The sequence below is a fragment of the Thalassobacterium sedimentorum genome (assembly GCF_031127905.1).
Classification (GTDB): Bacteria; Verrucomicrobiota; Verrucomicrobiia; order Opitutales; family Coraliomargaritaceae; genus Thalassobacterium; species Thalassobacterium sedimentorum.
In genome coordinates this window covers 1-23783 of record NZ_JARXIC010000046.1, presented here as the reverse complement: position 1 = coordinate 23783, position 23783 = coordinate 1, and the positions used below count along the sequence as shown (strand labels likewise).

Below are 23783 nucleotides of genomic sequence, written 5' to 3'. Positions count from 1 at the left end.
GTCCAATCATCAATGCCTATTACGGATTTGAAGGGGGCGGTGGTGCTGGCTTCTGCGGGTGTTTCGAGTGCGGAGTAAACGCTGAAGGCGGGTTCCTTGCGGATGCCAAAGGGGTGTTCTTTGCTGGGCAGTGTGCGGAGTCCGACTTTGAGTCCGCCTTCCATTGGGTGGTCGACCCAGCGGTGGTAGTGAAAGCTTTCGATAGAATCGAGGGGCATGATTTTTGCCCATGTGTAAGCGATCGCGGCGGCCTTGTCCTTCATTGATTTTTGGCTGTAGTCGGGCGTATGGTAGCCTTGCTCGGAAAGTAGCACTGTACGTGTTTTATCTTCATAAAGGAATTGAGGTTGGCGTAGGTAAGCGTCGAGGACTTCGATGTTTTTCGGTGTGACATATAGCGTGTCAAAACTTGCTGTCGCATCATTATCTTCCCAAGTGCGCGGCTGACGAAGGCTTTGTGGATAAGGATGGTAGGCGACGCTCCAGAAGTAATCTCCAGTCCTTTGTGAGTAAAGTGCGAGGCGGTCAAGTAGGTCGCGAGCGGGATAGGCGCGTAATTCATCAGCTGGACTAAATGTCCAATGATTCGTTAGAGATATAAAGACTTCTGCAGTCGGATTGTAGCGACGGGTTTCGAGCCAAACTAAACGCATGGCCTTTTCGTAGGCATTCATGTAAAGGGGCATTGGTTGCTCGCCCATATTTGTCCAAATCCAGCCATAATCGACTTCATTAAAAACGATCCAATGGGAAATCCAACCATACTTGCGATCCGGGCGGCTGTAGCGTTCGGCGAGGAAGGCGACGACGGCGCGGAAGGCGTCGCTGGCGTCTTGTTCGGACATGTTAGCCATTGAGTAGATTCCTGCACTATTGTATTCTGGATGAATGAGCTGATCAGCATTGGGAGCGACTAGTAAAATTGCACTTACGACGATGTTTTGGTCGGTCATCCAGCGAATTTTTTTATCCAATTTATCGAGTGCATTGGGATTGAAGAAATGAGTCTTACCTTGGTGGATGAATTCGATAGGATTGCGCCCCGCGTTCATTATCGGTCCTAGGCTGATATTGATTGTCGAGGAGGTAATGCCTAGTTCGCTCAAGTCCTCTTCGAAGATTCCATCTTTAAAGGAGATACCTCCGAGCCCTTTCTTATTTTTAGGATAGAGGCGTGGCATACTGCGTTCGGCGACGCCAGAGACATCACTAGCCCAGACGGCATGACAGATTATGTGTGGTTTTCCATCGACGATTTTTGCTACTGCATAGCGATTGGCTAGGCGGTCGCGGTCGTTGTTAAAGCGTGGAATGCTTACCGAAAATTCATTTGCTAAGGGACCAATTTTTTCAAGCACTGTGCCGCCTTCGAAAAGCCATGGGTCTTCATGCGGTTCAAATTCGACCAGATAGACTGGGAGCTTCATCGATGGATCTTTTTTACCGATAACATGTACTGAATTGGCGTCGATAACAACTTTATCAACCACAGCATGTGTGGAAGTTGTCATTAAGTAGGTGTCTAGTTTTTTTGCCCGATTTAGTTTTGCAGCTAATTTAGCGGCGGCTTCTTCGCTACTGGCCAGCTCTTCTTGTGTGGGGGTTCTAAGTTGCAGGTTTCGAATCTGCAGTGTGACGCCTGCTCGGCGTCCGAAATCGATACGGAAGTAGCGATTGTCTCCATTCCAAGCGTTTTTTGATCCGTTCTTAAGATCGACTGCATATGGTTGCCATGCTTGGGCTACGGGTAATTTACTACCGATTATTTTGCGATCTTCACTCCAACTAAATGAATTGCCTTGCCCGTAAAAAACTTCTGTGAACGGAATTCCTTCTGGGCAGAAGTATTCGAATGAAAGAACGTATGATTCCTTGTTTGCGCTGGATGTATCGACAATACCGAAGGTTGCATTTGGGTCAACGCCGGTGGTGGTCAGTGTGAGCTCATCTGAATTTTTGGCAATGATTTCAAGATGATTGGATCTATTCGGGATTAGTTCGAGTGATTGTCCTAGTGCAGACAGTGTCAGAAAAAAAAATACGAGATAGTAGAGATGGCTTTGCATTGGCTGTATAATTTGGTTAGATTTGTAAGTGCATGAGACTCCTTATGTGAGCTATGGATATAGTGTATTAGATTTTTAGCTAAGTCGTGTCACACGAATGTGTATCTACTATTGGTGGCAGAGGTATGAATTTTTACGATCGGATTGATCGTTTCAAGTTTAGCATGAGACGATGAGAGTTTTTTCCTAAAATACATCTAGGTGTCGACTTGGTTTCTTTCGACAAGTTCGCGTGATGCCTCGCACGGCATGTCACACGAAGGTGTGACATGCCGTGCGAGGCAGTTGATGGCATAATCCTATAAAATTAATGAGTGTTAGACTTAATTAGAGGAACTCAGTCTCAAGCAAACTCAGAATCTATAAAATCTTTTATGTTATGTACTCTTAAGTCAGAAGTATGAAAAAGAAAATCCTCCTCACACTCCTTGCAGTCGAACTTTTACTAGTTCAGATACACGCACAAACATTTATTATCGATGCTAATTTCGCCAGCAATGCTGCCTCGGAGGATACTAATTTGGCATCTACTGTGGGTTCATTCTCACTTGTTGTGAATCCAGACCCCAATCCCGCTTCCGTGCAGAAGCATGGCGGCGGCATTTTGAATCCGGGCTATATGTTATGATTTCGAAATTTTCTTTAGTATATCTCCTAATTGTTACGTGCCTTCACTCATTATTCGCTAAGCCGATGAACGTGGTTTTTATTCTGGCGGATGATCTTGGCTGGGCGGACACGACGTTGAATGGACACACGCGCCTTTACGATACGCCTAATTTGGAGCGATTGGCCGAGCGAGGAATGCTCTTCAATCGTGCCTATTCGGCGAGTCCATTGTGCTCGCCGACCAGGGCGAGCATTCTGACAGGGCAAACCCCTGCCCGCCACGGATCGACAGCGCCGCAACACCACCTAGGTGTGGTGCGTTTGAATAGCTCAGAGAAGGACCAGGATGCTCCAGACCGTAAGGCGATTGGAGTCAATTCTGCCACACGGCTTGATAATAGTCTACCTACGTTGGCAAAACAATTCCAAGCGGCAGGCTATGCGACGGGACATTTCGGAAAATGGCATTTGGGCTTCGAGCCTTACACCGCACTGGAGCATGGTTTCGACGTAGATATTCCACATTTCAATGGCCCGGGCCCAGCGGGTGGTTTTGTGGCACCTTGGGCGTACGACTCAATTGACCCGGACTTCGCGGAACAACATATCGAAGATCGGATGGCTGAAGAGGCTGTTAAGTGGATGCAATCGTTGGAGAAGGATAAGCCGTTCTTTCTGAATTATTGGATGTTTTCAGTTCACGCACCATTTGATGCCAAAAATGAGTTGATCGAAAAGTATCGGCATAAAATAGATAGAAATGAACCGCAGCACTCACCGACTTATGCGGCGATGATCGAGTCGATGGATGATGCAGTGGGCACACTTATGGATGCCGTCGAAGCAGCGGGTCTTACTGATCGGACAGTGTTTATTTTTACCTCTGACAATGGTGGAAATATGTATAATGGAATCCTTGAGACGGACGCTATTGGTGAAGAGTTTATTGCTGCACCTACAAGTAACGCTCCTTTGCGAGGTGGTAAGGCCACGATATATGAAGGTGGCATTCGAGTGCCGACTGTCATTGCCTGGCCTGGTGTCACGAAGCCGGGGAGTAAGAGTGAGGTAATCATTCAAAGCACTGACTATTACCCGACTTTACTCATAAATCTAGGTATTGATCTACCTGTGAATCATATTGTGGATGGTGTGAATATTATGCCTGCTTTGGAAGGTGATCATTTAGATCGCAAAGGAATCATTACTTATTTCCCGCACTCTCCTGGAGTGCCTGAATGGTTGCCTTTTTCTGTCGCACTTCATTCCGGTGATTGGAAATTAATTCGCTTATTTCACCACGGCGAGAATGGCGCGCATGATTATCGTCTCTATAATTTGAAGGAAGATATCGGTGAAACTAATGATGTGTCAAAACTTCACCCTGAGAGAGTTAAACGGATGGATGCGTTTATTGAAGAGTATTTGTCTGATTCATCCGCAGCGTTGCCACAACGGAACCCACGATTTAATCCAAACGTCTTCAAGCCTGAAAGCATTGGTGTGCAAAATGGAGGCTTAAGGGTTGAAAAGCGTATTGTACGTTAAAGGTAGGCAAAATGATGTATCGGCGCTTAGCATATTTAGTTATTCTTTTCTGTATCGGTCCCACTGTTCATGCGCAGAACAATCCTAACATCATCTTCATTCTTGCTGATGATTTGGGGATTACTGATATCAACGCTTTTGCGACCCATTTCACGGGAGCCGATAAGGATGACTTGTTTTACGAGACACCTCATTTAGATCGGCTAGTTGCCGAAGGCATCGCTTTTTCGCAGTCGTATGCAAATCAGCTCTGTACACCTACGCGTGCTGCCATATTAACGGGGCGTATTGCTTCGCGTATGGGTGTGACCACTGCGACTGGCAGTGCGAAGACTTATTTCAATCAGGCACTGCCTGTGCCCGTGGGAAGTCAACCACACGATGCATGGGGTCACAGAGACCCGATTGATGCTCCTCAAGCTTGGGTCAACGGACACACAAATACTGCGCTCGATCCAAACGTGCCGTCCTTACCTCAAGTTCTGGCAACACACCATGCAGCCTTTTTAGGTAAATGGCATCTCGGCGGACATGGTGTGCCCTCGAGACAGCCTTCCGCCCACGGGTTTGAGGAATTGAATTTTTTTGATGCAGGTGCTTCAAAATATTTCAATTGGCATGATGATTGGAATCGAACGCAGCCCATTTACGATACAATGCCTAACGGTGAATGTCGTGTTGGCTATTCCAGTGCTCGTAGTCGCTTCAGTTACTTGACTGACGATTTAAGTTTTCGTGCTACCCAATTTATCCGCCAGAGAGCAGCTATGGGCGAATCGGCTAAGCCCTTTCTGCTTTATTATTGCCCCTTCGCGGTGCACACACCGCTGCAAGCGCCTGCTGAGACAGTCGCCGCTTTTGAAAACAAAAAGCAAAAAGGTTTTTTAGGTCACAACAACGCTACTTATGCAGCTATGCTCAAGCACCTTGATGATTCAATTGGTGAGATTCGCGCTACCTTGGAGGCGACAGGTCTGGCTGATAATACACTGATCGTGTTTAGCTCAGACAATGGTGGTGTCGAGTACACCGAGCCAGTTGCGACAGATAATCAGCCTTTTCTTGGGGGCAAGGCATGTCTGTATGAAGGCGGCATTCGTGTGCCGACCATTTTTTATTGGCCAGCGTATTTTGAGGGGGGGCAGTGGTGCGACGCGATCTTCGATGCAACAGATTTTCTGCCGACACTTGCCGAAATGACTAATAATCCATTTCCTGAAGACCTCGACGGACTTAGTGCACTTCCTCTTTTAAATGATCCAAAAATTTCAGGTCCAGATAGAACGCTTTACTGGCATTATCCGTTTAATGTCATTGTTAAGCATCCGCGTTATGGCACTCCCTTGACCCCGCATTCGGCAATTCGCCATGGTGATTACAAATTGATTTGGGACTGGCAGGGGCGGCTGGAACTTTACAATATTGCAGAAGATCCTTATGAGAAGGACGACCTCGCGCATAAGAATCCCGCGTTAGCCAAAACACTGCACGAACAATTAAAGTCATGGCTGAGATTGAATGTTGCGTCCGTTTATTGGCCAACACTCAATCCTGCGTTTGATGCGAACGCCCCCGGTACGGCATTCAAGTTTCATGATTTGCGATAGTCCGAAGCAAGTAGCAGCTGCGCATGGACATCTCGGCTCAACGATTAACTATGTCATGTCACACGATCATGCGGCGTGACAAGGTAACAGCTTGAGTGTATTAATTAGTCGTTACACTCGTCTTATTACTCAAATCTCTTAATTACACCACAATATGTCTGAGAACTCTGCCCCTACTAAAGTAGCTAATGAATACGAGCGTGAACGAATACCTGATGCAGAGTTGAAGGGCTCTGGAAAGTTCTGGGGTATGTACTCTGGCGAACATGCAGCCGGCACTGAGTTTATGATAGGGCCGCTCTTCTTATTGTCTGGTGTGAGCCTGTATAATATCTTCTTGGGTTTGTTGGTGGGGAATCTCTTGGCGGTCTTTAGCTGGCGTTTTGTTTGTGCGCCCATTGCCACTCAGGCGCGATGGACACTTTACTACCACTTAGAGAAGATTGCGGGTAAGAAGCTAGTTAAAATCTATAATTTAGCGAACGGTGTTTTATTTTGTTTTCTTGCTGGTGCGATGATTACGGTTTCAGCTACCGCGGTAGGGATTCCGTTTAACTTGGAGATGCCTGCCTTCGATGCGATTTATCCGAGTAGTGTATCATTTGTGGTGATCGTGCTCTTAGTGGGCGGAGTGATTTCAGCTGTGGCTAGTGTTGGTTATGATGCGGTGTCTAAGTTTGCTAATATTGCGGCACCCTGGATGGTTTTGGTTTTCTTTGCTTGTGGTGTCGTTGCTCTTAAGCAGCTTGGAGTGTCTTCATGGGCTGAGCTGCAAGCGATTTGGACGGACTCGATTCAATTTGCACAGGGTGGAGAAGTGACGACCTCGATGGGCTTTTTTGAAGTCATGCTTTTTGCTTGGTTTTGTAACTCGGCGATGCATGTGGGGATGTCTGATCTGTCGGTTTTTCGTTTCGCCAAAAAGGCTTCCAGTGGTTGGGCGACGATTGGCGGCATGTATGTCGGACACTATATGGCGTGGATTGCGGCGGCCTTTATGTTGGCGGCACAGATCAAGCTGACACAAAGCGCCGATCCAGTGCCAGGGCCGATGGCTTTTAATGTAGTTGGCATTGCAGGTATCATCTGCGTGGTCGTTGCGGGGTGGACGACTGCCAATCCGACGATATATCGTGCAGGTTTGGCCTTTCAGGCAATGCTGCCGAGTGCGAGCCGTTTAAGTATGACGCTGCTTGCTGGTGGGATTGCAACTGTTGCTGCAGTTTTTCCTGCTTTTGCCTTTAAGTTGCTCGGGTTCGTTGGGCTTTATGGTACCATCCTTGCCCCTATGGGGGCAGTCATTTATGTGGATTGGTATTTTAGCAAGCGTGTCGGTATTACCCCGTTTTATGCCGAAAATTCTGGTTCTAGCGTCAACAAGGCGGTACTCTTTGCTTGGGTGTTGCCAGTGGCTGTCGCGCTCTATTTTATTTTTGCTCAGGGCGCCACAACATGGTATTTCGTGCTGCCCGCTTGGCTCGCTTGTGGTGTCTTATTTCTAGTCTTTAGTCGCGCGCGCGGAGCGCAAAGAGTTTAAACTTATCTGATGTAACTATGATGAAAAAGATTTCTAAATGGCTCGGCCTTCTTTCTCTAATTTCTATAGCACTCGTGCCTATTGCGTATTTCTTCGATTTACTAGAGTTTTCTGCGATGACCAGTATACTTTTTGTAGCGACGTTGCTTTGGTATATGACTGCGTTTTTATGGATTGGAAAGCCAGACGATGCCAATCTTGAAAGCGATCCTATACTGTAGTTGAAAGCCTTCGTAGTCGGCGCTCTCACTGCATTTTCACGAGGTCGATTCGAGCAGTCGATGCTACTTTGATTTAAGCGTATACACTATTAGATGACTGCTTTAATATTCCGATTTATGTACTGTAGAGATTTGAGGCTCTTTTACTGCTCTTAGAGCTTCGTCTTAGCGTGTGGCTTGACTACTATCATGGATATGTCGCTCGAATCCCAATAGCCCATTTTCCCGATTCTAAGGTGAATTGATTGCGATTAAGTTGCTTTCCCTTTAGGTAAATGTGCTTTTTTTCGATTAGAGGTAATTGGATTTCGGCTTGTGTGCCTGTGGGGATCTCAATATTCCAGATTATGTCGTTACCCTCACGTAGCCAGTGGCTGGATATCAAACCTTGCGGTGCCTTGTAGGTCGCTTTGGCCCAATCTAAATCTGCTAGGAATGTTGGGCGCAGTATGAACTGTTCGAAACCTGGATGCTCTGCGTCGGGGCGAATACCTCCTATGCTTTCGTGGAATGTCGCAGCGAAGCCACTGTGCATGGGGTGATTGAAGGAGTTGCGGCGGTAGCGGCGTCCTTCTTGCCAGTTGTAGGGGACTTCCGGCCACGTTGTAAGTCCGTGCTTTTCAGTCATGAAACCGAGACTGGGCCAGTCGATGATGCTCCAGAGGTGACGCGTTACATGGCTATGCCCATAGTCGTTGAGAACTGTATAGAGTGGGCGGTGCCCGAAGATACCAGTGGTGTAATGACCATTTGACTCCTCCATGATGAGCGAAGCTAAGCCGTCGGCGATGAGTTGTCGTTTATCCTCGGGAACGATGCCAGTATGGAGCGCAAATGCACTGCCTGTTTGTGAGCCGTAAGTCGCTATCGTGCGATTAAAGAAATGGACATTTGAGTTCTCTGTATACACTTGATGCTTAAGCTCTCCATTAATTGTGTATTCTAATACTAGCTTCTTGACGACACCTGGTGCTGGATCGCTGCCAATGAAAGCATTGTCGACCTTAAAGCTATAAGTGCCTTCAGTGATCAGTTGCTGAATTTTCTGAGTTAGATTGACTTGTTTAGAGGATCCGTCTCCGTAGCTCGCATTATTAATAACGATTCTTGGGCTTGAACCTGTTGGAGTAGTCGCTATTTCATAGCTTGTGTAAAAACGTTGATTAAATGCGTCTTTAATGACTGTAGCCTGGTTTTTATAGTGCGCAGCTGCACTGGACTTGTTCAAGGCAGTTGCCATCGTTTCCATGTATGTTAGCGATTGATAGTATAGCGCGGTAGAAGTCAGTGCACTTGGTGTGTCCATTTTTGTATTGGATCCGGGCGGGCACCAATCCCCAAAGCCATCGTTGATGATGCCGTCCTGAACCGCAAACTCCTCTAGATAGGCCATCCAGTCTTCCATCATAGGCCAAGATTCCTCGAGCAGAGCGAGGTCTCCATAATAGAGATACGCATACCAAGGAACGAGGACGGTGGCGGCACCCCAATCAGGACGGGCTTGGCCGCAATCTCTTTTGCCTACGGCAATATTGGTTGGTGCGCGTGGGTCGAGAGGAAGTCCGCCATTTGGGCTGCCGCCGCCTGTTCCGAGCATGGTTTCGATGTCGTGGGTTGTCTTGCGCCAGAACTTGCGTAAATCAAAGTTATACGTAGCTGCTTCGGCGACGGCGTGGATGTCACCCATCCATGCACATCGTTCGCGGTGCGGGCAGTCGGATAGTAGTCCCTGCATATTATCTTCAATAGTTAACATGGAGACCTCGTAGAATTTATTAATCAATGGGTCTGAACTTTCGAAGGTACCCGCTCTGGATACGTCGGTGCGGATTAGCCAAGCTGTAAATTGATCTAGCTTGGGCTTCTTACTGAGACCTTTTATTTGTGCGTAGCGAAATCCTTGATAGCTAAAACGTGGTTCCCATGTTTCGAGACCGTCTCCGCTAAAGATGTATATGTGTTTCTGTTCGCCACCCGTCGCGTGAATACCAGTTGATGCTGAGTCAATATTCATGCGATCCGGCATTAAATGTTCGGCAAATCGAATGCTAATTACGGTGCCTTTACGCTCACTAAGACTAAATTGTAGCCAGCCAGTCATGTTGATTCCCATATCGAGAATCCAACCATCTTCTGCGGGTAGTATCGCTACTGGATTCACTTCGCGCACTTTGCGCATGGGTTCCATTGCCTGGGGTTCAAGCTGATTTGTCGGTGCTGCCATGATTTCTGCAGGAGACCATCTGGAATCGTTGAAGTCTGGCTCGGCCCATCCTTGGGGGTAGAGGCGAGCATCATAGGTCTCTCCCATGAATATGTTGTCGAAGAGCAGTGGTCCGCTACTAGCCCGCCAATTGTCATCCGAGTGCAGTTTCCATTCGCTGCCATCTGCGTATTTGACGACAAGTGTAAGAATCGCACGTGGGGCACCATAGCTGAGGTCGGGTGCGAAGGCTATGTTTTGACCGAAAAATCCGTTGCCCAGCATTAAACCGATCACATTGTCGCCATATCGAAGTTGCTGGGTCACATCGATTACATTGTAAAAGGCACGTTTATCATAAGAAGTTTGCGCAGGTTCCAAAACGTGGTCATTCGCTTTGGTGCCGTTTAGCCATAATTCATAAAGGCCTAGACCGCTCACAGTTACAGTCGCTGACTCGACGCGTCTTTTGATCGAGAACTCTTTACGTAGCAATGGAGCAACAAACGATGTACGTGGAGTCTGATGGAGCTCCTCTGGAGTCGGTAACCAGGACGAAATGTCGTGAGGAGGTTGGTTAAATGTAACATGTCTAGTCGACCATTCTTCCGCGCGCGCATCCTGTGTGAAGCCGATCCATTCGGCATTATGGAAAGGATGGGCAGCCGATTTTGAATAAATCGGTGTATGAAGTAAGTATACTCCCAAAAGAAATAGGAGAAATAGGATGGTGAACTTGTTTAAAAACATGATGAATATACAGTGATTCTGTGGAAATAGCAGCTCAAATATGATATCATGTGAAGCGGCTTTGTCTTGTCGCACGAACGTGCGACGGAATGTTTTTAAACTAGGCTGGATATATGTTTTTTATAAGTTGTATATTATTGGCATGTATCATACGTTTATAATTTCGTAGCTTATTTTTTGATTTATAGGTTAGAATCCTGATTCATGTATCGACGTAAATATATGGTCATTAAAAAGCGAGCAGTAGTTCTTGCGGTAAGGCTTTGGCTGTTACTGCACTTGTCGGTATTAGAAGGCTGGGGATTTGATGAAGTTCAAACTTGGGATCAGCGTCTGGCGGGCGTCTTTTTTGATAGTTGGGAAACGGCTCGTGAGGAACTGAAACGGATTGAAACTGCTTTGAGTTCTATTCCAGAGTTACGCTTAGAGAATACTGGTGGGACGGGAGGCATACTTCTATTTGCAGACGGTGCGACAACTGATCCAAACATTGAAGGGCGAACGATAGAGCGGGTGATTAATCTTGAATGGGAAGAGCCGAGGTTAATTGACCTAATCGCGATTGTCCCTGCGCGTAATTATGATGCAGCTGGGGTTGTTTTGGATTACGGGCTTCCTGAGAATTTTACGGTCGAACTTACGGGCGCTTCAGGATCGGTTACTATTGCCAATGAAACAGCTAAGCGATCTGAGCGCAGGCACAAAGGTTATCCTTTTGTTTATAAGTTAGAATATCCTGTTATGGCGACTGGCTTACGTATTCACGCTCTTCAATTGCAGCAACAGCAGGAAAATAGAGACGGTGTCTATCTGATGGCGTTTTCTGAAGTGCTTTGTTTTTCTAATGGTGAAAACGTAGCGCGAAATGCTCAGGTTATTACGCCGCATCAGTTAGACAAGGCACGGCATTGGCATTGGCAGCACTCATTTCTAATCGACGGACAAACATCTCTGGGTTTACCCGAAATCCCTTTATCAGGGATCATTGATATCGGCTGGTTATCGAAGGATCGTAAGAGTGCTGATGAAGAGGCATGGATTGAGTTAGATTTAGGGGAAGTGAAAACTGTCGATGCCATATGTCTTTATCCAGTCCGTCGACCTTCTTTAGGGAATATTCCAGGTTTTGCGTTTCCTCGTTCTTTCCGCGTTCAAGTCTCAAAAACTGGTGAGGTTGATTCTTTCAAGACAGTAATCGATCAGACGGATCGTGAGATTGAGAATCCAGGTTATGCAGCTTTTCAGCTGTGCTTCCACGAAGAAAAGGCACGTTTTGTGCGCATTGAGACAACTAAGCTTTGGAAGGAATTTGCCGATTATCCGGCCTTTTTAGCACTGAGCGAAATACAGGTTCTTAATGCGGATGAGAATGTTGCCTTGGGCGCAAAGGTAGTTTCCTCCGACCGCATCGGCCGAGTGGTCGCTCATAGAAACCTGTATTGGAGTGAGGCCAGCTTAACAGATGGTTTTGGGCCTAGGGGCTTATTGATCGGTGTAGCCGACTGGATGCTAGGCTTAGATGAGCGTTTAAAGTTGCTTAATCAAAGAGATTCGTTGCTGGCAGAAGTTGATTCGATGCGTTCGTCGGTGCGGAGGGGAGTGATTAGTTTTTTCGTCCTTGTAGGACTTGGGGGGGTCTTTGTTTCTATTATCTTACCAGTTCGTTATCGTTGGGTGCGTAAGCGTGATATCGAACGGGTTCGAGAGCGTATTGCGGGTGATCTACATGATGAAGTTGGTAGTAATTTAGGGAGTATTCAGATATTATCTGATATTTCGGGAGATCAACCGCCGGAACCTGAGGATTTGAAAATGATTCAAATGATTGCTGCCGATACGGTGACGGCGGTTCGGGATATCGTTTGGCTTTTGCGCCCCAAAAAAGCGAAACGTCGCAATGTTGCCGAGCACCTGAGAGAGACGGGGAGTATTATGTTGAGATCATTACAGTGGACGTATCATCCAGAGGAGCCAGCGAGTCGTGTAGAACTGACGGATGAGCAGTTGCGTGATCTTATGCTCTTTTATCGTGAGGCGCTTTTGAATATTGTGCGTCATGCTGAAGCCACAAAGGTTAGTACTTCGTTGGTGCAGGTTAATACAGACTTAATCCTGACAATAAAGGACAACGGCCGTGGTATGAGCAAATCGAAAGTAGCGCATCCATCCACCTTGCTTGCATTAAAGCAGCGCGCTCAACGTTTGAATGGGAGTTTTTCTGTGGTCTCTGGCTTAAATGAAGGGACACTGTTGACTCTTACTGTTCCAATCAAATAAACCTTCAAAGCTATGGAAAAAATCCCTGTAACTGCGAGTCCCGAAACTTGGCGCATATTAATTATTGAAGATCATTCTATTTATCGTAATGCCGTAAGTCGAGTTCTTGATACGCATGAGGGGTATAAATGTGTAGGTGCATTCTCGAATATGGAGGCAGCTCTCGATGCGGTAGAATCGGGGTTGGAAGCTGATATAATCTTAACGGATTTAGGTCTTCCAGGTATGAATGGCGTGAGCGGCATTCCGAAACTACGTGAAAAGCTACCGCTTGCGCGTTTGATTGTGGTTACGGCATTCACTGATCGTGAAAAGGTATTTGGTGCGCTCAAAGCGGGTGCACATGGTTATTTGATTAAATCGGGAGACACGAATCGTTTGGTACAAACGATCAATGAGGCTGCGAATTATGGTACGCCGCTTGATCCTCAGATCGCAGGGATGGTATTGCGTATGTTTCAGAAGTTGAAGCCCGTCGTCAGTGATGATGGGCTTTCGTCGCGAGAGCACCAGATTTTGGATCTGATCTCTCAAGGGCATACTAAGAGCGCTGTGGCGGATGAGTTGGGCATTAGTCAGCATAGTGTTTCGACCTATCTTCGACGAATTTTTGATAAGCTGCATGTTCACAGTTTACCAGCAGCTGTTAGAGAAGCAATCCGTCGTGGATGGCTTGATTTGTCCTAATCACACGTTATCTACCGCACGAAATTTGCAAGTAACAGCCTGTCTTTCGTTTTGCGGGCAGCAATTCGCCGTAAATATCTCTTAATGAAGCGATTGGCAGGGATTCGGGATCTTGTCGCATGATCGTGTGACATGACCTAATGCTAAGTTAGAGGTAAATTATACACAGTATAAATCACAACTACCTTATCAATACTACTGATTCAGGGAAATTCAGTGAAGAATTACTGTCTAACGATCGAACCCATTAACTGCTAAAGTAAACCTAATGAATATGAAAATATATCCCACATCTCTTATCCTCTGTTCCTTTGTGAGTTCTTTACAAGCTCAAAGCCTTGTGAATACTGGCTTTGAAGAAGAGACTTTCGGCACCGCCCCAGGCTACATTTCTTCAGGGGCCAACGGTTCGATTACTGGTTGGACAGCAAATGACAACTCTAGAGTCGGGCTGAATTCAACCGGCCCATTTTCTAACAATGGCGCAGTGCCTGAGGGGAGCCAAGTTGCATTTGTCCAAGCAGTTACAGGTAGCTCTAACACGTTAACGAGTGCGAGTGGAATTACGGGGCTTACTGCGGGCAAAACTTATCGAATTACCTATCGCGTTAATTCAAGAATATCTGCTGGTAATAATTCACCGGAAATGCGTCTTGTTGTTGGAGGCTCAACGGCCATTCGTGGCGACGTGACTTCAGTTGGTGGGGCGAATCCATACAAAACGGTGAGTTATGATTTTGTGGCGACTGCTTCTACCGCTTCGCTCGCAATCGATGCTGCTGTGTCTGGTGGTGGTACGGATGAGACCTTACTGCTGGATGATTTTACGGTTTCTGAAGTCACCCCACGTATTTCGGTAAACGCTTGGAACGGCGATGCGACTTCAGGCATTACGACTGCAGGCGGACGCACATACTCGCATGCCTATAATTTTGGTGGCGGAGCTTCTAATGTGGATATAAATGGTGTGACATTTACCGGTGTCGCAGGTGGTAACCCCAGTGTCGCAGGACAGTTCTCTTATAACATGGGTTCTGCTTTCGGCGCTGACGTGAATAATGTGACGGGATCTAGCGCCGACTTGGCTGAAGGCTTTGTTTTTGGGAATGAAAATGCGACTTTGACCTTAGAAGGACTTACGGACGGCCAAACTTATATTCTATCAATTTTTACGGTAGGATTTGATGCTGATGGTTTTGGCCGTATTTCGACAATTACCGCTTCTGATGGAGAGTTGCTTACTGTCGATGTTAACCAGTTTGGCAATAATAACGGCTTGCGAGTGGACTACGAATATGTGGCTAATGGAACATCTGAGACTATTTCATTAAACGCTCTGAATACTGATGCATTTCATACCTACGGTTTTGCCAATGCGGCCATTCCTGAGCCGAGTTCTTTTGCGCTGTTCGTGGGGATGTTGGTGCTTAGCTCAGTTTTGATACGTCGTCGTGCATAGCAGCTGATTAGGCCTTATCTATCGTAAGCATCCTATTCAACGCCCGATTGGATAGGTGGCACTTGAAATTCGTTTTCGCACCATGTCGCATGCACATGTGACAAGATGCGAAAACAACTGTGTTCATAAATCAAGATGTAAGAGTGTTCATCGGAGGTGATTTTACTTATGAAGAATCGCCTTTGTTCTTAAAAATACTTCAGCTCAATGAATTTCCTTCATATTTTTTTATCCGTCGCTGCCTTCTTATCAGTCAATTTGTCTGTGTTTGCTGTGATAACAGTCTCGGAGCAAACTGTTGAGTATTTAATCAATCCAGAGGGCATTGACGTTATTGAACCACGGCTGAGCTGGAAGCTTTGCGCAGAGCGCAGAGGGGTTATTCAGAGCGCGTATCGGATACTTGTTGCAAGTTCTGAAGAGAAATTGCGTCGTAATCAAGGCGATCTATGGGACAGTGGAAGAGTCGAGTCAGGCAATAGTATACATATTGTTTATGCCGGTAAGCCGCTCTCATCCAGGCAGCTTTGTCATTGGAAGGTCATGACCTGGGATCGCGAGGGCAATGTATCACCGTGGAGTGAACCAGCTCAGTGGTCGATGGGGTTATTGAGACCAAGTGATTGGAGGGCAGAGTGGATTGGCTATGATGCCATTCCCGAACTTCCATCTAAAGCTTCTCCGCAAGTAAGCCGTGATATTTTCATAGTCAAAGCGATGTATGGCTTACCGGCGCAAGCGAACCGTCAAGTTGATTTGAGTGCGAAGCTTCAGGAACAGATCGATAATGGTGTCTATCAATTCTCGGTTTCAAATGATTTTGTTGGAGCTGACCCTGCACCAGGTCGAGTAAAGAAACTCGAGCTCGCTTATACGATAGATGGTAAATCACGTGAATATCAGTTAAACGAGAATACGGAATTTGATTTAGTGACGGGACTTACGCGTAATTTAGGAAATAAGCGCTATTTGCCATCGCCACATTTACGAAAAGAATTTAGGGTAGACGCTCGTGTCGAACGCGCGGTTATTTATGTGAGCGCAGAGGGTGTTTTTGAAATGCATCTGAATGGTCAGCGCATCGGTGACGAATACTTTATGCCGGGTTGGACCGACTACCATAAACGCATTTACTACCGGGCCTATGATGTTACTGATCTTATCCAGACTGGCGATAATGCTTTGGGAGGTATCCTCGGTGATGGATGGTTTCGTGGAAATATTAGTCTTTTGGGACAAAACCAATATGGTAATAAACTTCGTTTATTGGCTCAATTACATATCGATTATACGAATGGTAGGAGTCAAGTGGTTGCAACAGATTCATCATGGAAAGCTTCATTCGGGCCGATCCTCGAATCTGATATGCAGGCAGGTGAAACCTATGATGCACGTCTGGAAATGCCCGGGTGGACTCAAGCGGGTTTCAATGACAGGAGATGGACGACGGTGGATGTCGGGGCTCAGCTTTCGCCGGTCATCCAAGCTTATCCAGGTGTGCCGGTTCGCGCAACCCGTGAGTTGCCTACAATTGGAATTACCGAGCCGTTGGAAGGGCGATATATTTTCGACCTAGGGCAGAACTTTGCGGGTTGGGCCCGACTAAAAGTTAGAGGTCAAGCCGGTGATGAAATAGTCATGCGTTTCGGTGAAATGCTCAATCAGGATGGTACGCTCCACACTCAAAACTTACGTTCAGCCAGAGCAACTGATACTTATATTCTCAAAGGGCAGGGCGTTGAAACGTACGAGCCGCATTTTACTTTTCATGGTTTTCGTTACGTGGAAGTGAGTGGGCTTCGCTCGAGACCGGAGCCTGCTATGATTACAGGAATCGTCGTGCATTCGGATGCTCCGCTAACGAGTTCTTTTGAATCATCCAATTCAATGCTTAATCAATTACATAGTAATATTTTGTGGGGGCAGTTATCGAATTACTTTGAAGTACCGACTGATTGCCCGCAGCGTGATGAACGTCTAGCATGGACGGGTGACACACAGGTGTTTATTCGTTCAGGGACTTACAATCAGGATGTTGGAGCTTTTTTTACCAAATGGATGGTAGACTTAGTTGATAGCGTAAACAATGAAGGGCTCTTCGGGCAGCAGGCACCCGTATTTCACGGACATGGTAGCCCGGGGTGGGCGGACGCTGGTATTATTTGTCCGTGGACGATTTATACGGTTTACGGCGATACCCGTATGCTTGAAACGCACTATGAAGTCATGGCGCGCTTCATTGAAGCGTGTGGGCGGAATGGGTATGGCGGACTTTCCGGGAAATTTGGCGATTGGCTTGCCGTTGGGGCAAATACACCACAGGATGTTATATCCGTAGCTTATTATGCATATAGTACGAGTCTGATGGCAGAAATGGCTACTGCGCTTGGAAAGGACGCGGATGCGCGAAAATACCAAAATCTCTTTGAGCGTATCTGTAAGTATTTTCAGGATACCTTTGTTGATGCCACGGGGAAGGTTAAAGGTGACACGCAGACAGCTTATTGTATGGCGCTTCAATATAATTTACTTACCGATAAACAGCGCGAGCAAGCGGCGAATCATCTTGTTCGACGCATCGAGGCCAATAACTACCATTTGTCAGTAGGCTTTCTTGGAGTGCAGATTTTGCTGCCCACACTTACTGATATTGGTCGCAGCGATCTCGCGTATCGTTTACTGCAAAATACAACGTATCCTTCGTGGGGCTACTCGGTCGATCAGGGTGCAACCACCATCTGGGAGCGTTGGAATAGCTACACCATTGAAGGCGGCATCAATGGAGAGCGAATGAATTCCTTTAACCACTATGCCTACGGGGCCTGTAGTGAGTGGATGTTTTACGATATGCTGGGTATTGACACTGCTGGCATCGCTTACCAAGAGATTAGAATGAAGCCTCAATTTGGGCATGGTGTTGATTGGGCAAGAGGGCATTACGATTCGATTCGGGGACGTATCGCGAGCACATGGAAATACGATGCTGCTACATTTCGCTGGCGTATCGAGGTGCCAGCCAATACGAAGGCGACTGTCTATGTTCCTGCTCAGTCGGTTTATGATGTTACCGAAGGTGGCCTTCCTATTACACAGGCAGAAGGTATTCGTCTCATCGGTAGCGAGGATAATCGCATACTGCTAGAGGTTGGTTCCGGTCATTACGAATTTTTTTCAAGATCAGCAAAACCATAGATGGTCGCCCCATTGCTTATATGATTCTAAACCAATACCATATGCGAATATGTTTATCATGAGAGCACGTTTAAAAGATGTCGCAGCAAAAGCAGGAGTCGCCCCCAACACAGCGTCTACTATCTTAAATCGCAAGCCGAATTCATGGGCATCAGAAGAAACACGAGAACGTGTTTTCAAGGTGGCAGAGGAGTTGAATTACCGTCCGAGCCGTACTGCGCTGGGGTTGCGAACTGGGAGTTTTAAAGCGATAGGCTTAGTGGTTCCGGATTTACATAATCCATTCTATACTGCTTTTAGTGACTGCTTAGAGAGAGCTTTGCGTAAATTTGGCTATGATTTGATTTTGGAGCACTCTCGTGAAGATATGGATTACCAGTCTAAGTGCTTGCTCTCACTATTAGATCGTCAGATCGATGCGGTTGCTTATTTTGTTAACGATTTAGACAAACATTTGGATTTCCTAGCCAAGGCTAAAGAAGCAGATAAGACTGTAGTTGCGCTTACTGGACCGCCGCCTAAAGGAGCGCCGCACCTACCTTTCGATTCTATTCAAATCGATTTTACGAGTGGATTCATCGAGGCAGTTGATCATTTAATTGAACTCGGGCACCAACGCTTTGCGTTTCTGAGTGCTTTATCCAAAGGGCAGAGCGCGGATGGCCGCCCGGAAATGTTTAATCAATTGCTGCAAGCGCGTGGAGTGACCGAAGAGAACAATATTTACCTGACGTGTTCGCATGAGTTGGAAGATATGCATCGAGTATTTAAGGAATATTTAGAAAGCCAACCACCTCAGAGACACCCGACTGCGTTGATTGCACTGAATGATCTTGCCGCGATCGGTGCGATGCGTGCTGCCGCTGATTGTGGTTTTTCGGTGCCAGGGGATATTTCAGTTGTCGGTGTAGACGACATACCACTTGGATGTTTTTTGCCGCAACGACTTAGCACCATTCGTCAGCCGATTAAGGATATGGCTGAAGCGACCGCAATGATGTTGCTGAACCGTCTTCGGTCTTCGTCAGAAAGCTCAACTGCGGTCCAATCCAAGTGTTTTAATACTCAGTTTGTTTGCCGCGAAACGACTTCCGCAGTTTCGTCTGGATAATTTATCTAAGTTAATTATCCCTAATCTTATCTTTATATTATGAAACATAAACCAGTCTGTAGTGCCAGCCACCGAGGATTTGCGCTAGTAATTGCACTGTCGTTAATGGCTTTTGTTTTGCTTCTTCTTTTATCGATAACCACTCTTGTGCGAGTCGAGACAAGTGCTGCAGATAGTGCCATCGTGCGAATTGAAGCTCAACAAAATGCTTATCTAGCCGCAACAATTGCACTTGGGGAGTTACAACGCTATTTAGGGCCCGATCAACGCATCACTGCACGTGCAGAAATCATGTCATCTTCAGATGAGTCGAAGAAGAACTATACGGGTGTATGGGGTTCTGGGCCAGATAATCTTGGTATGCAACTCGCTTGGTTGGCATCGGATTGGGATATTTCTCAAACAAATTATGAGACTCAAGCCGCACCTGTCTCGGGAAATGTAGATGTAGTGACTCTAGTTGGTGATGGTTCTGTAGACTCCACTGTGGATGCTCATGCGGTCGTGAGTGTCTCGACCGCAGATACTAAAATAGCGGGCACGCATGGTCAGGATTCAGGCAGTTACGCATGGTGGGTCGCGGATGAAAATATGAAGGCTGATGTTCGACCAAGCAACACCTCTGTAGCTGCAGATGCTGCTGAAATTCGCTATCATTCAGTGCTGTCGATTGGAACTAAAGGAGAAGCGGATCTTAGCATACTATCGGATTTTAGCGGGGACAGTATAGGTGAGGAGGCCAGTCACCGATTGAGCGATATTAGCCAGCTTGAGCTAGCTGGTTACAATCAAGCAGGGCTCAAACGACAGTTTCATAATTTTACTGTGGGTAGCTATGGTGTCTTATCTAACGTGCGCGACGGAGGCCTTAAACAGGATTTGTCTCTCGCATTTGAGTTGGATGAAACAGCTTTTGAAAATTCGCAGTTTGCAGGAGCTGGCTCAGACACAGTGCCCGTGCTCGGCACTTCAATTCGCGCGCAACCAGTGTTCTATGATTCTAATGGTGGGCGTGGCCCTTCATGGCATCTGTTGCGTGATTACTACACCATCTATCAGCGGATGCAAAACCCGCTAACAAATCCGGTATTTCCTGCGCAATACTTCTTGCCTAATCATGATGAGTTTGGGGCGCCCTCTGGCATCGGTAATCCTAGGCAACTCGCATCTTTACGTTTTGATAATATCAATGTGTGGAGACAGGCCGCATCCGGTGATCCTCTGCTTTCAGATAGCTTGCCCTATTTAATACGTAGCCAGTATGCGCCATATATGCATCGTTGGATACAAACCATAGGATATTTATTTGAACCGACTACAGTTTCTGGATCCACAGATCCCTACGTCAAGCCGAAGCCCTACATTAACCCAGCCGGTGTGTATCACAACCCTTACAACGTCGCGGTTGAACACTATGGCTTAATGTCACTCATCGATCATACGCGCTTTAATACATTGTTGAAAGCTGTTGGGGGGGATTTAGTGGTACGCGATTCGAGTGGGAATTACAGTTCCGTTCGTTCGATTAATGTCGGGACTAGTAATAATGAATTTATTATTAAGATAGCACCGGGAACGATGTCACCTGGTCTTTCGGAAGTGTACTTTGGAATTGCTCCTAACTCGACAAATTTTTCGAGAAACGGTACTCCTCGCGCAGAGGACTTTATATCAACTCTGGGCTATAATTCGACTGTATTTCAGATAGGTATTAGTGACGTATTCATTCCTGTTGAAAATGGACCTAATGTTCAGTTGGATTTTGCCCCCTTTGCTTCTGGTAACCCAGCTGCAGTTCAGCGTTGGCCTGTTTATGAATACCACAGTATGGGGTCTGCTGAGAATCCAGTGACAAGCGGATTGACCAGAGACAATGGCTTTGTGTCTTTATATAATTACTCGGCGTATTTTGAGGATCATACGATCCGTCAAGATAATCCGTTTCATCGTATTTTTTTGGATAATCCTGAACCATTTTTGGCTCAAAATTACATTCCCGCTAGAGACGGTTTCTTCGTCGACACTGATTTGCATATTGAAGGCTCTGGTAGTGCGCCAAGGCCAGTTGTTACGATTGATAACTATCTAAAAACAACAGAAGATAGTCAGTCTTTTCCAGTTTATGCGCTCTCCAATCCGCACTCGCCAATAAAGGGAGCAACTAACTTGATCGCGGATGAAGATGGATTTCCTATTTTTGCACCCTCATGGAGAATGAATACTAAGCTGTCGCCTTTAGCCGTTGGTGATGCATTATTGCAATCTGCTAATTTTGGCGTGGATGGAGGGCGAAATGCTTATTGGGGGAGTTCTAATGATGCTACTGGAGCCTTGCGAACGGCTCCGTTGGAATTACCTGTGACGCCTCCGCTTTCTCTCGGGCAACTTCAGAGTGCTAATGTTGCTATATTGGGAACGATGCCCGCATTGGCTATCGGCAATTCTTTTGCGACTCCATATTTAGATAGAGACCGTATTGACGGTGTATTTACAAGTTTTGCTGGTGTTGCTAGCGGGAGTGCATTTGGTGGCCAACCTCGTCTCTATCATGATCTGTCTTTTTACCTGAATGATACACTTTTTGATCAGTATTTTTTCTCCTCGTATTCGGTTCCTTATAATCTTATTGCAGATGATTTTGATCCTTCCTCTACGCCTGTTGGGGTGTCTTTCGATGCCGCCTTCGATCCGAGTTTTTCAAATGCATCCTTGCTGACTGGAACTCTTCCCAATCCACGTATGCAATTATTACGTCACGTCAATGAAGTTTTGGAAGATGTTAAGAACAAACTTTTTGATGAGAGCAATCACGCCCGGGTGACGGGTGTGGATCGTTCTTCCGAAAATTTGTTGGTTGCGGGCGCATTTAATGTAAACAGCACTTCAGTCGATGCGTGGGCAGCTGTGCTTGCTGCAGGACGAGGTGGATCCGTATATCAAAGTCAGAATTCGACTGTAGATACGCTTGCCAATGATCACACTGCAGTATCCCGTTCGATGCTTCCCTCGCAAGGGCAATTCAATGGTGATACGGCATCTGATGAAGCTTGGAGTGGCTATCGAGCACTCGGGGATGCCGACATTCGTAAGCTCGCTGAAAACATAGTACTTGAATTGCGAGATAGAGTGAATGCACATGGTTTTCCTTACACTAGTATGAGTGCTTTTGTTAATCGTGATTTGAGTAACGATGCTTTTGGACTCGCCGGTTTACTACAAGCTGCGATCGACCGTAGCAATTTAAACGACAGTTTTGAGCTTCGTTCAGCAGATCTGAATACTTTTCCGCAGCCGACGAATGTCTCTAAAGCTAGTGGTAGTCGAGCTGTTGCCATGGGGGCCGCGAGTCACATCAATCAAGCAGATGTTTTGCAAGGTATCGGATCATTCATTCAGGTGCGCTCGGATACCTTTCGCGTGCGAGCATATGGTGATTCGCGTGATCCTCTCACGGGGCAGGTCCATGCGCAGGCCTGGTGTGAAATGCTCGTGCAACGTGTTCCTGAACCAGTTTATCCGAATGGAAACGATCCTGTGTTGGATTCCGAATATTGGGAGCCGGATCCGACCAAACCAAACTTTGGACGACGCTTCAAAGTGCTCTCGATTCGCTTTCTCGACGAAGAAAGTGTATAATAATCAAAGTTATAGTGATGAATAGTATACGGCAGTCTATTATATATTTATTGGCAATGCTCCTAGCTTTGTGTGTGAAGGGGCAGGAAGCTTCGGACGAGCCAGTTATTCAGGCCACACTCACTGGAATCGCATTAGAGCGACGGGTATCCGATCTCTACCTTCGGAACGGTAAAGAATACCAGCAGATTAATTTTTATCCCGGCGTACGTTCAGCGAGTGTGGCTTATGAAGGACCGCGAGAAATTAGTCTTTTTACAAAAGGAAAGAATGTCGAAGGTGAGACTACCTGGGTTCCCGTGGCTAGTACCCTTTTGCAAGGATTCGCGAGCGATTACTTATTATTTGTATCTAGAAACTCTACTAGCTCGCCAGTTAAGATGTTGGCACTGCCCGAGGACCTTGCTGACTTTAAAACTGGCAGTTACCGCTTTGTAAATCTAACAGAAAAAAATATTGCGCTAAAGCTTGGAGAGGAGCGTGCTTCTATCCGCCCTTTAAACTTTGCGGATGTGAGTTCGAGCTTCAAACATGGCACTAGCTATGAGTCACTGCTTGTGGAGTTGCCGGAAGGTGATGCATCGCCACAATTGATTTATAGCACTTCGCTTTATTATAATGAAAGAGTACGCATGCTGTATCTCATCTCACCTGTAGAAGGTACATCTAAGGTTAAGCTGACTGGTATTCCTCAGCAATAGAATTAATTATATTGCGGACTAGATTGCCTCTATCTGCGCGATGTCTTCTCATCTTGATTAAGATGAGAAGCGACGTCTTATTTAATCGTGTCTTTCGAGACTTGCACTTCGGTCCAATCATCAATGCCTATTACGGATTTGAAGGGGGCGGTGGTGCTGGCTTCTGCGGGTGTTTCGAG

General features: G+C 46.4%; 14 protein-coding genes. 12 read left to right on the top strand and 2 right to left on the bottom strand.

Going from position 1 to position 23783, the window contains the following annotated elements; translation table 11 throughout:
- Nucleotides 1-2066 (bottom strand): DUF5722 domain-containing protein (locus QEH59_RS16860; protein WP_308986555.1); only part of this gene is annotated, 2066 nt, incomplete at its 3' end.
- Nucleotides 2067-2466: 400 nt separating this feature from the next.
- Between QEH59_RS16860 and QEH59_RS16855 the strand changes: the two genes are divergently transcribed.
- The 5 genes from QEH59_RS16855 to QEH59_RS16835 all read left to right on the top strand — a co-directional run bounded on the left by QEH59_RS16855 (nucleotide 2467) and on the right by QEH59_RS16835 (nucleotide 7588).
- Entirely contained in the window at nucleotides 2467-2694 is a 228-nt protein-coding gene (locus QEH59_RS16855) for a hypothetical protein (RefSeq protein WP_308986554.1), read from the top strand.
- A 65-nt stretch (nucleotides 2695-2759) separates the two neighbouring features.
- The gene (locus tag QEH59_RS16850; protein WP_308986553.1) at nucleotides 2760-4223 is read left to right on the top strand and encodes a sulfatase; all 1464 of its coding nucleotides are present in this window, start codon (nucleotides 2760-2762) and stop codon (nucleotides 4221-4223) included.
- An 11-nt stretch (nucleotides 4224-4234) separates the two neighbouring features.
- Nucleotides 4235-5830, top strand: coding sequence for a sulfatase (locus tag QEH59_RS16845; protein WP_308986552.1), 1596 nt, complete (start codon nucleotides 4235-4237; stop codon nucleotides 5828-5830).
- 154 nt (nucleotides 5831-5984) lie between these two features.
- A complete protein-coding gene (locus QEH59_RS16840; RefSeq protein WP_308986551.1) occupies nucleotides 5985-7367 on the top strand; it encodes a purine-cytosine permease family protein in 1383 nt (460 codons plus the stop codon).
- A 17-nt stretch (nucleotides 7368-7384) separates the two neighbouring features.
- Complete coding sequence (locus QEH59_RS16835) at nucleotides 7385-7588, top strand: hypothetical protein (RefSeq protein ID WP_308986550.1); 204 nt, start codon at nucleotides 7385-7387, stop codon at nucleotides 7586-7588.
- Nucleotides 7589-7775: 187 nt separating this feature from the next.
- Here the strand turns inward: QEH59_RS16835 and QEH59_RS16830 are convergent, their stop codons facing one another.
- Complete coding sequence (locus tag QEH59_RS16830; RefSeq protein ID WP_308986549.1) at nucleotides 7776-10541, bottom strand: family 78 glycoside hydrolase catalytic domain; 2766 nt, start codon at nucleotides 10539-10541, stop codon at nucleotides 7776-7778.
- Nucleotides 10542-10745: 204 nt separating this feature from the next.
- Between QEH59_RS16830 and QEH59_RS16825 the strand changes: the two genes are divergently transcribed.
- The 7 genes from QEH59_RS16825 to QEH59_RS16795 all read left to right on the top strand — a co-directional run bounded on the left by QEH59_RS16825 (nucleotide 10746) and on the right by QEH59_RS16795 (nucleotide 23604).
- Nucleotides 10746-12818 carry a discoidin domain-containing protein gene (locus QEH59_RS16825; RefSeq protein ID WP_308986548.1) on the top strand — a complete coding sequence of 691 codons (2073 nt, stop codon included), beginning with the start codon at nucleotides 10746-10748 and terminating at the stop codon, nucleotides 12816-12818.
- A gap of 12 nt (nucleotides 12819-12830) precedes the next feature.
- The gene (locus tag QEH59_RS16820) at nucleotides 12831-13505 is read left to right on the top strand and encodes a response regulator (RefSeq protein ID WP_308986547.1); all 675 of its coding nucleotides are present in this window, start codon (nucleotides 12831-12833) and stop codon (nucleotides 13503-13505) included.
- A gap of 274 nt (nucleotides 13506-13779) precedes the next feature.
- Nucleotides 13780-14964: an autotransporter outer membrane beta-barrel domain-containing protein gene (locus tag QEH59_RS16815; protein WP_308986546.1), complete on the top strand. Its 1185-nt coding sequence runs from the start codon at nucleotides 13780-13782 to the stop codon at nucleotides 14962-14964.
- A gap of 207 nt (nucleotides 14965-15171) precedes the next feature.
- A complete protein-coding gene (locus QEH59_RS16810; protein ID WP_308986545.1) occupies nucleotides 15172-18156 on the top strand; it encodes an alpha-L-rhamnosidase in 2985 nt (994 codons plus the stop codon).
- A 58-nt stretch (nucleotides 18157-18214) separates the two neighbouring features.
- Entirely contained in the window at nucleotides 18215-19267 is a 1053-nt protein-coding gene (locus QEH59_RS16805) for a LacI family DNA-binding transcriptional regulator (RefSeq protein ID WP_308986544.1), read from the top strand.
- Between the two features lie 147 nt (nucleotides 19268-19414).
- Complete coding sequence (locus QEH59_RS16800; protein WP_308986543.1) at nucleotides 19415-22903, top strand: hypothetical protein; 3489 nt, start codon at nucleotides 19415-19417, stop codon at nucleotides 22901-22903.
- 56 nt (nucleotides 22904-22959) lie between these two features.
- Nucleotides 22960-23604, top strand: coding sequence for a hypothetical protein (locus QEH59_RS16795; protein ID WP_308986542.1), 645 nt, complete (start codon nucleotides 22960-22962; stop codon nucleotides 23602-23604).
- Nucleotides 23605-23783: the final 179 nt, after the last annotated feature.

Bases quoted from the DNA above. Each gene is read 5' to 3' on its own strand.
- QEH59_RS16855 (WP_308986554.1), top strand. From the start codon at position 2,467: ATGAAAAAGAAAATCCTCCTCACACTCCTTGCAGTCGAACTTTTACTA.
- QEH59_RS16850 (WP_308986553.1), top strand. From the start codon at position 2,760: ATGAACGTGGTTTTTATTCTGGCGGATGATCTTGGCTGGGCGGACACG.
- QEH59_RS16845 (WP_308986552.1), top strand. From the start codon at position 4,235: ATGATGTATCGGCGCTTAGCATATTTAGTTATTCTTTTCTGTATCGGT.
- QEH59_RS16840 (WP_308986551.1), top strand. From the start codon at position 5,985: ATGTCTGAGAACTCTGCCCCTACTAAAGTAGCTAATGAATACGAGCGT.
- QEH59_RS16835 (WP_308986550.1), top strand. From the start codon at position 7,385: ATGATGAAAAAGATTTCTAAATGGCTCGGCCTTCTTTCTCTAATTTCT.
- QEH59_RS16830 (WP_308986549.1), bottom strand. From the start codon at position 10,541: ATGTTTTTAAACAAGTTCACCATCCTATTTCTCCTATTTCTTTTGGGA.
- QEH59_RS16825 (WP_308986548.1), top strand. From the start codon at position 10,746: ATGTATCGACGTAAATATATGGTCATTAAAAAGCGAGCAGTAGTTCTT.
- QEH59_RS16820 (WP_308986547.1), top strand. From the start codon at position 12,831: ATGGAAAAAATCCCTGTAACTGCGAGTCCCGAAACTTGGCGCATATTA.
- QEH59_RS16815 (WP_308986546.1), top strand. From the start codon at position 13,780: ATGAAAATATATCCCACATCTCTTATCCTCTGTTCCTTTGTGAGTTCT.
- QEH59_RS16810 (WP_308986545.1), top strand. From the start codon at position 15,172: ATGAATTTCCTTCATATTTTTTTATCCGTCGCTGCCTTCTTATCAGTC.
- QEH59_RS16805 (WP_308986544.1), top strand. From the start codon at position 18,215: ATGAGAGCACGTTTAAAAGATGTCGCAGCAAAAGCAGGAGTCGCCCCC.
- QEH59_RS16795 (WP_308986542.1), top strand. From the start codon at position 22,960: ATGCTCCTAGCTTTGTGTGTGAAGGGGCAGGAAGCTTCGGACGAGCCA.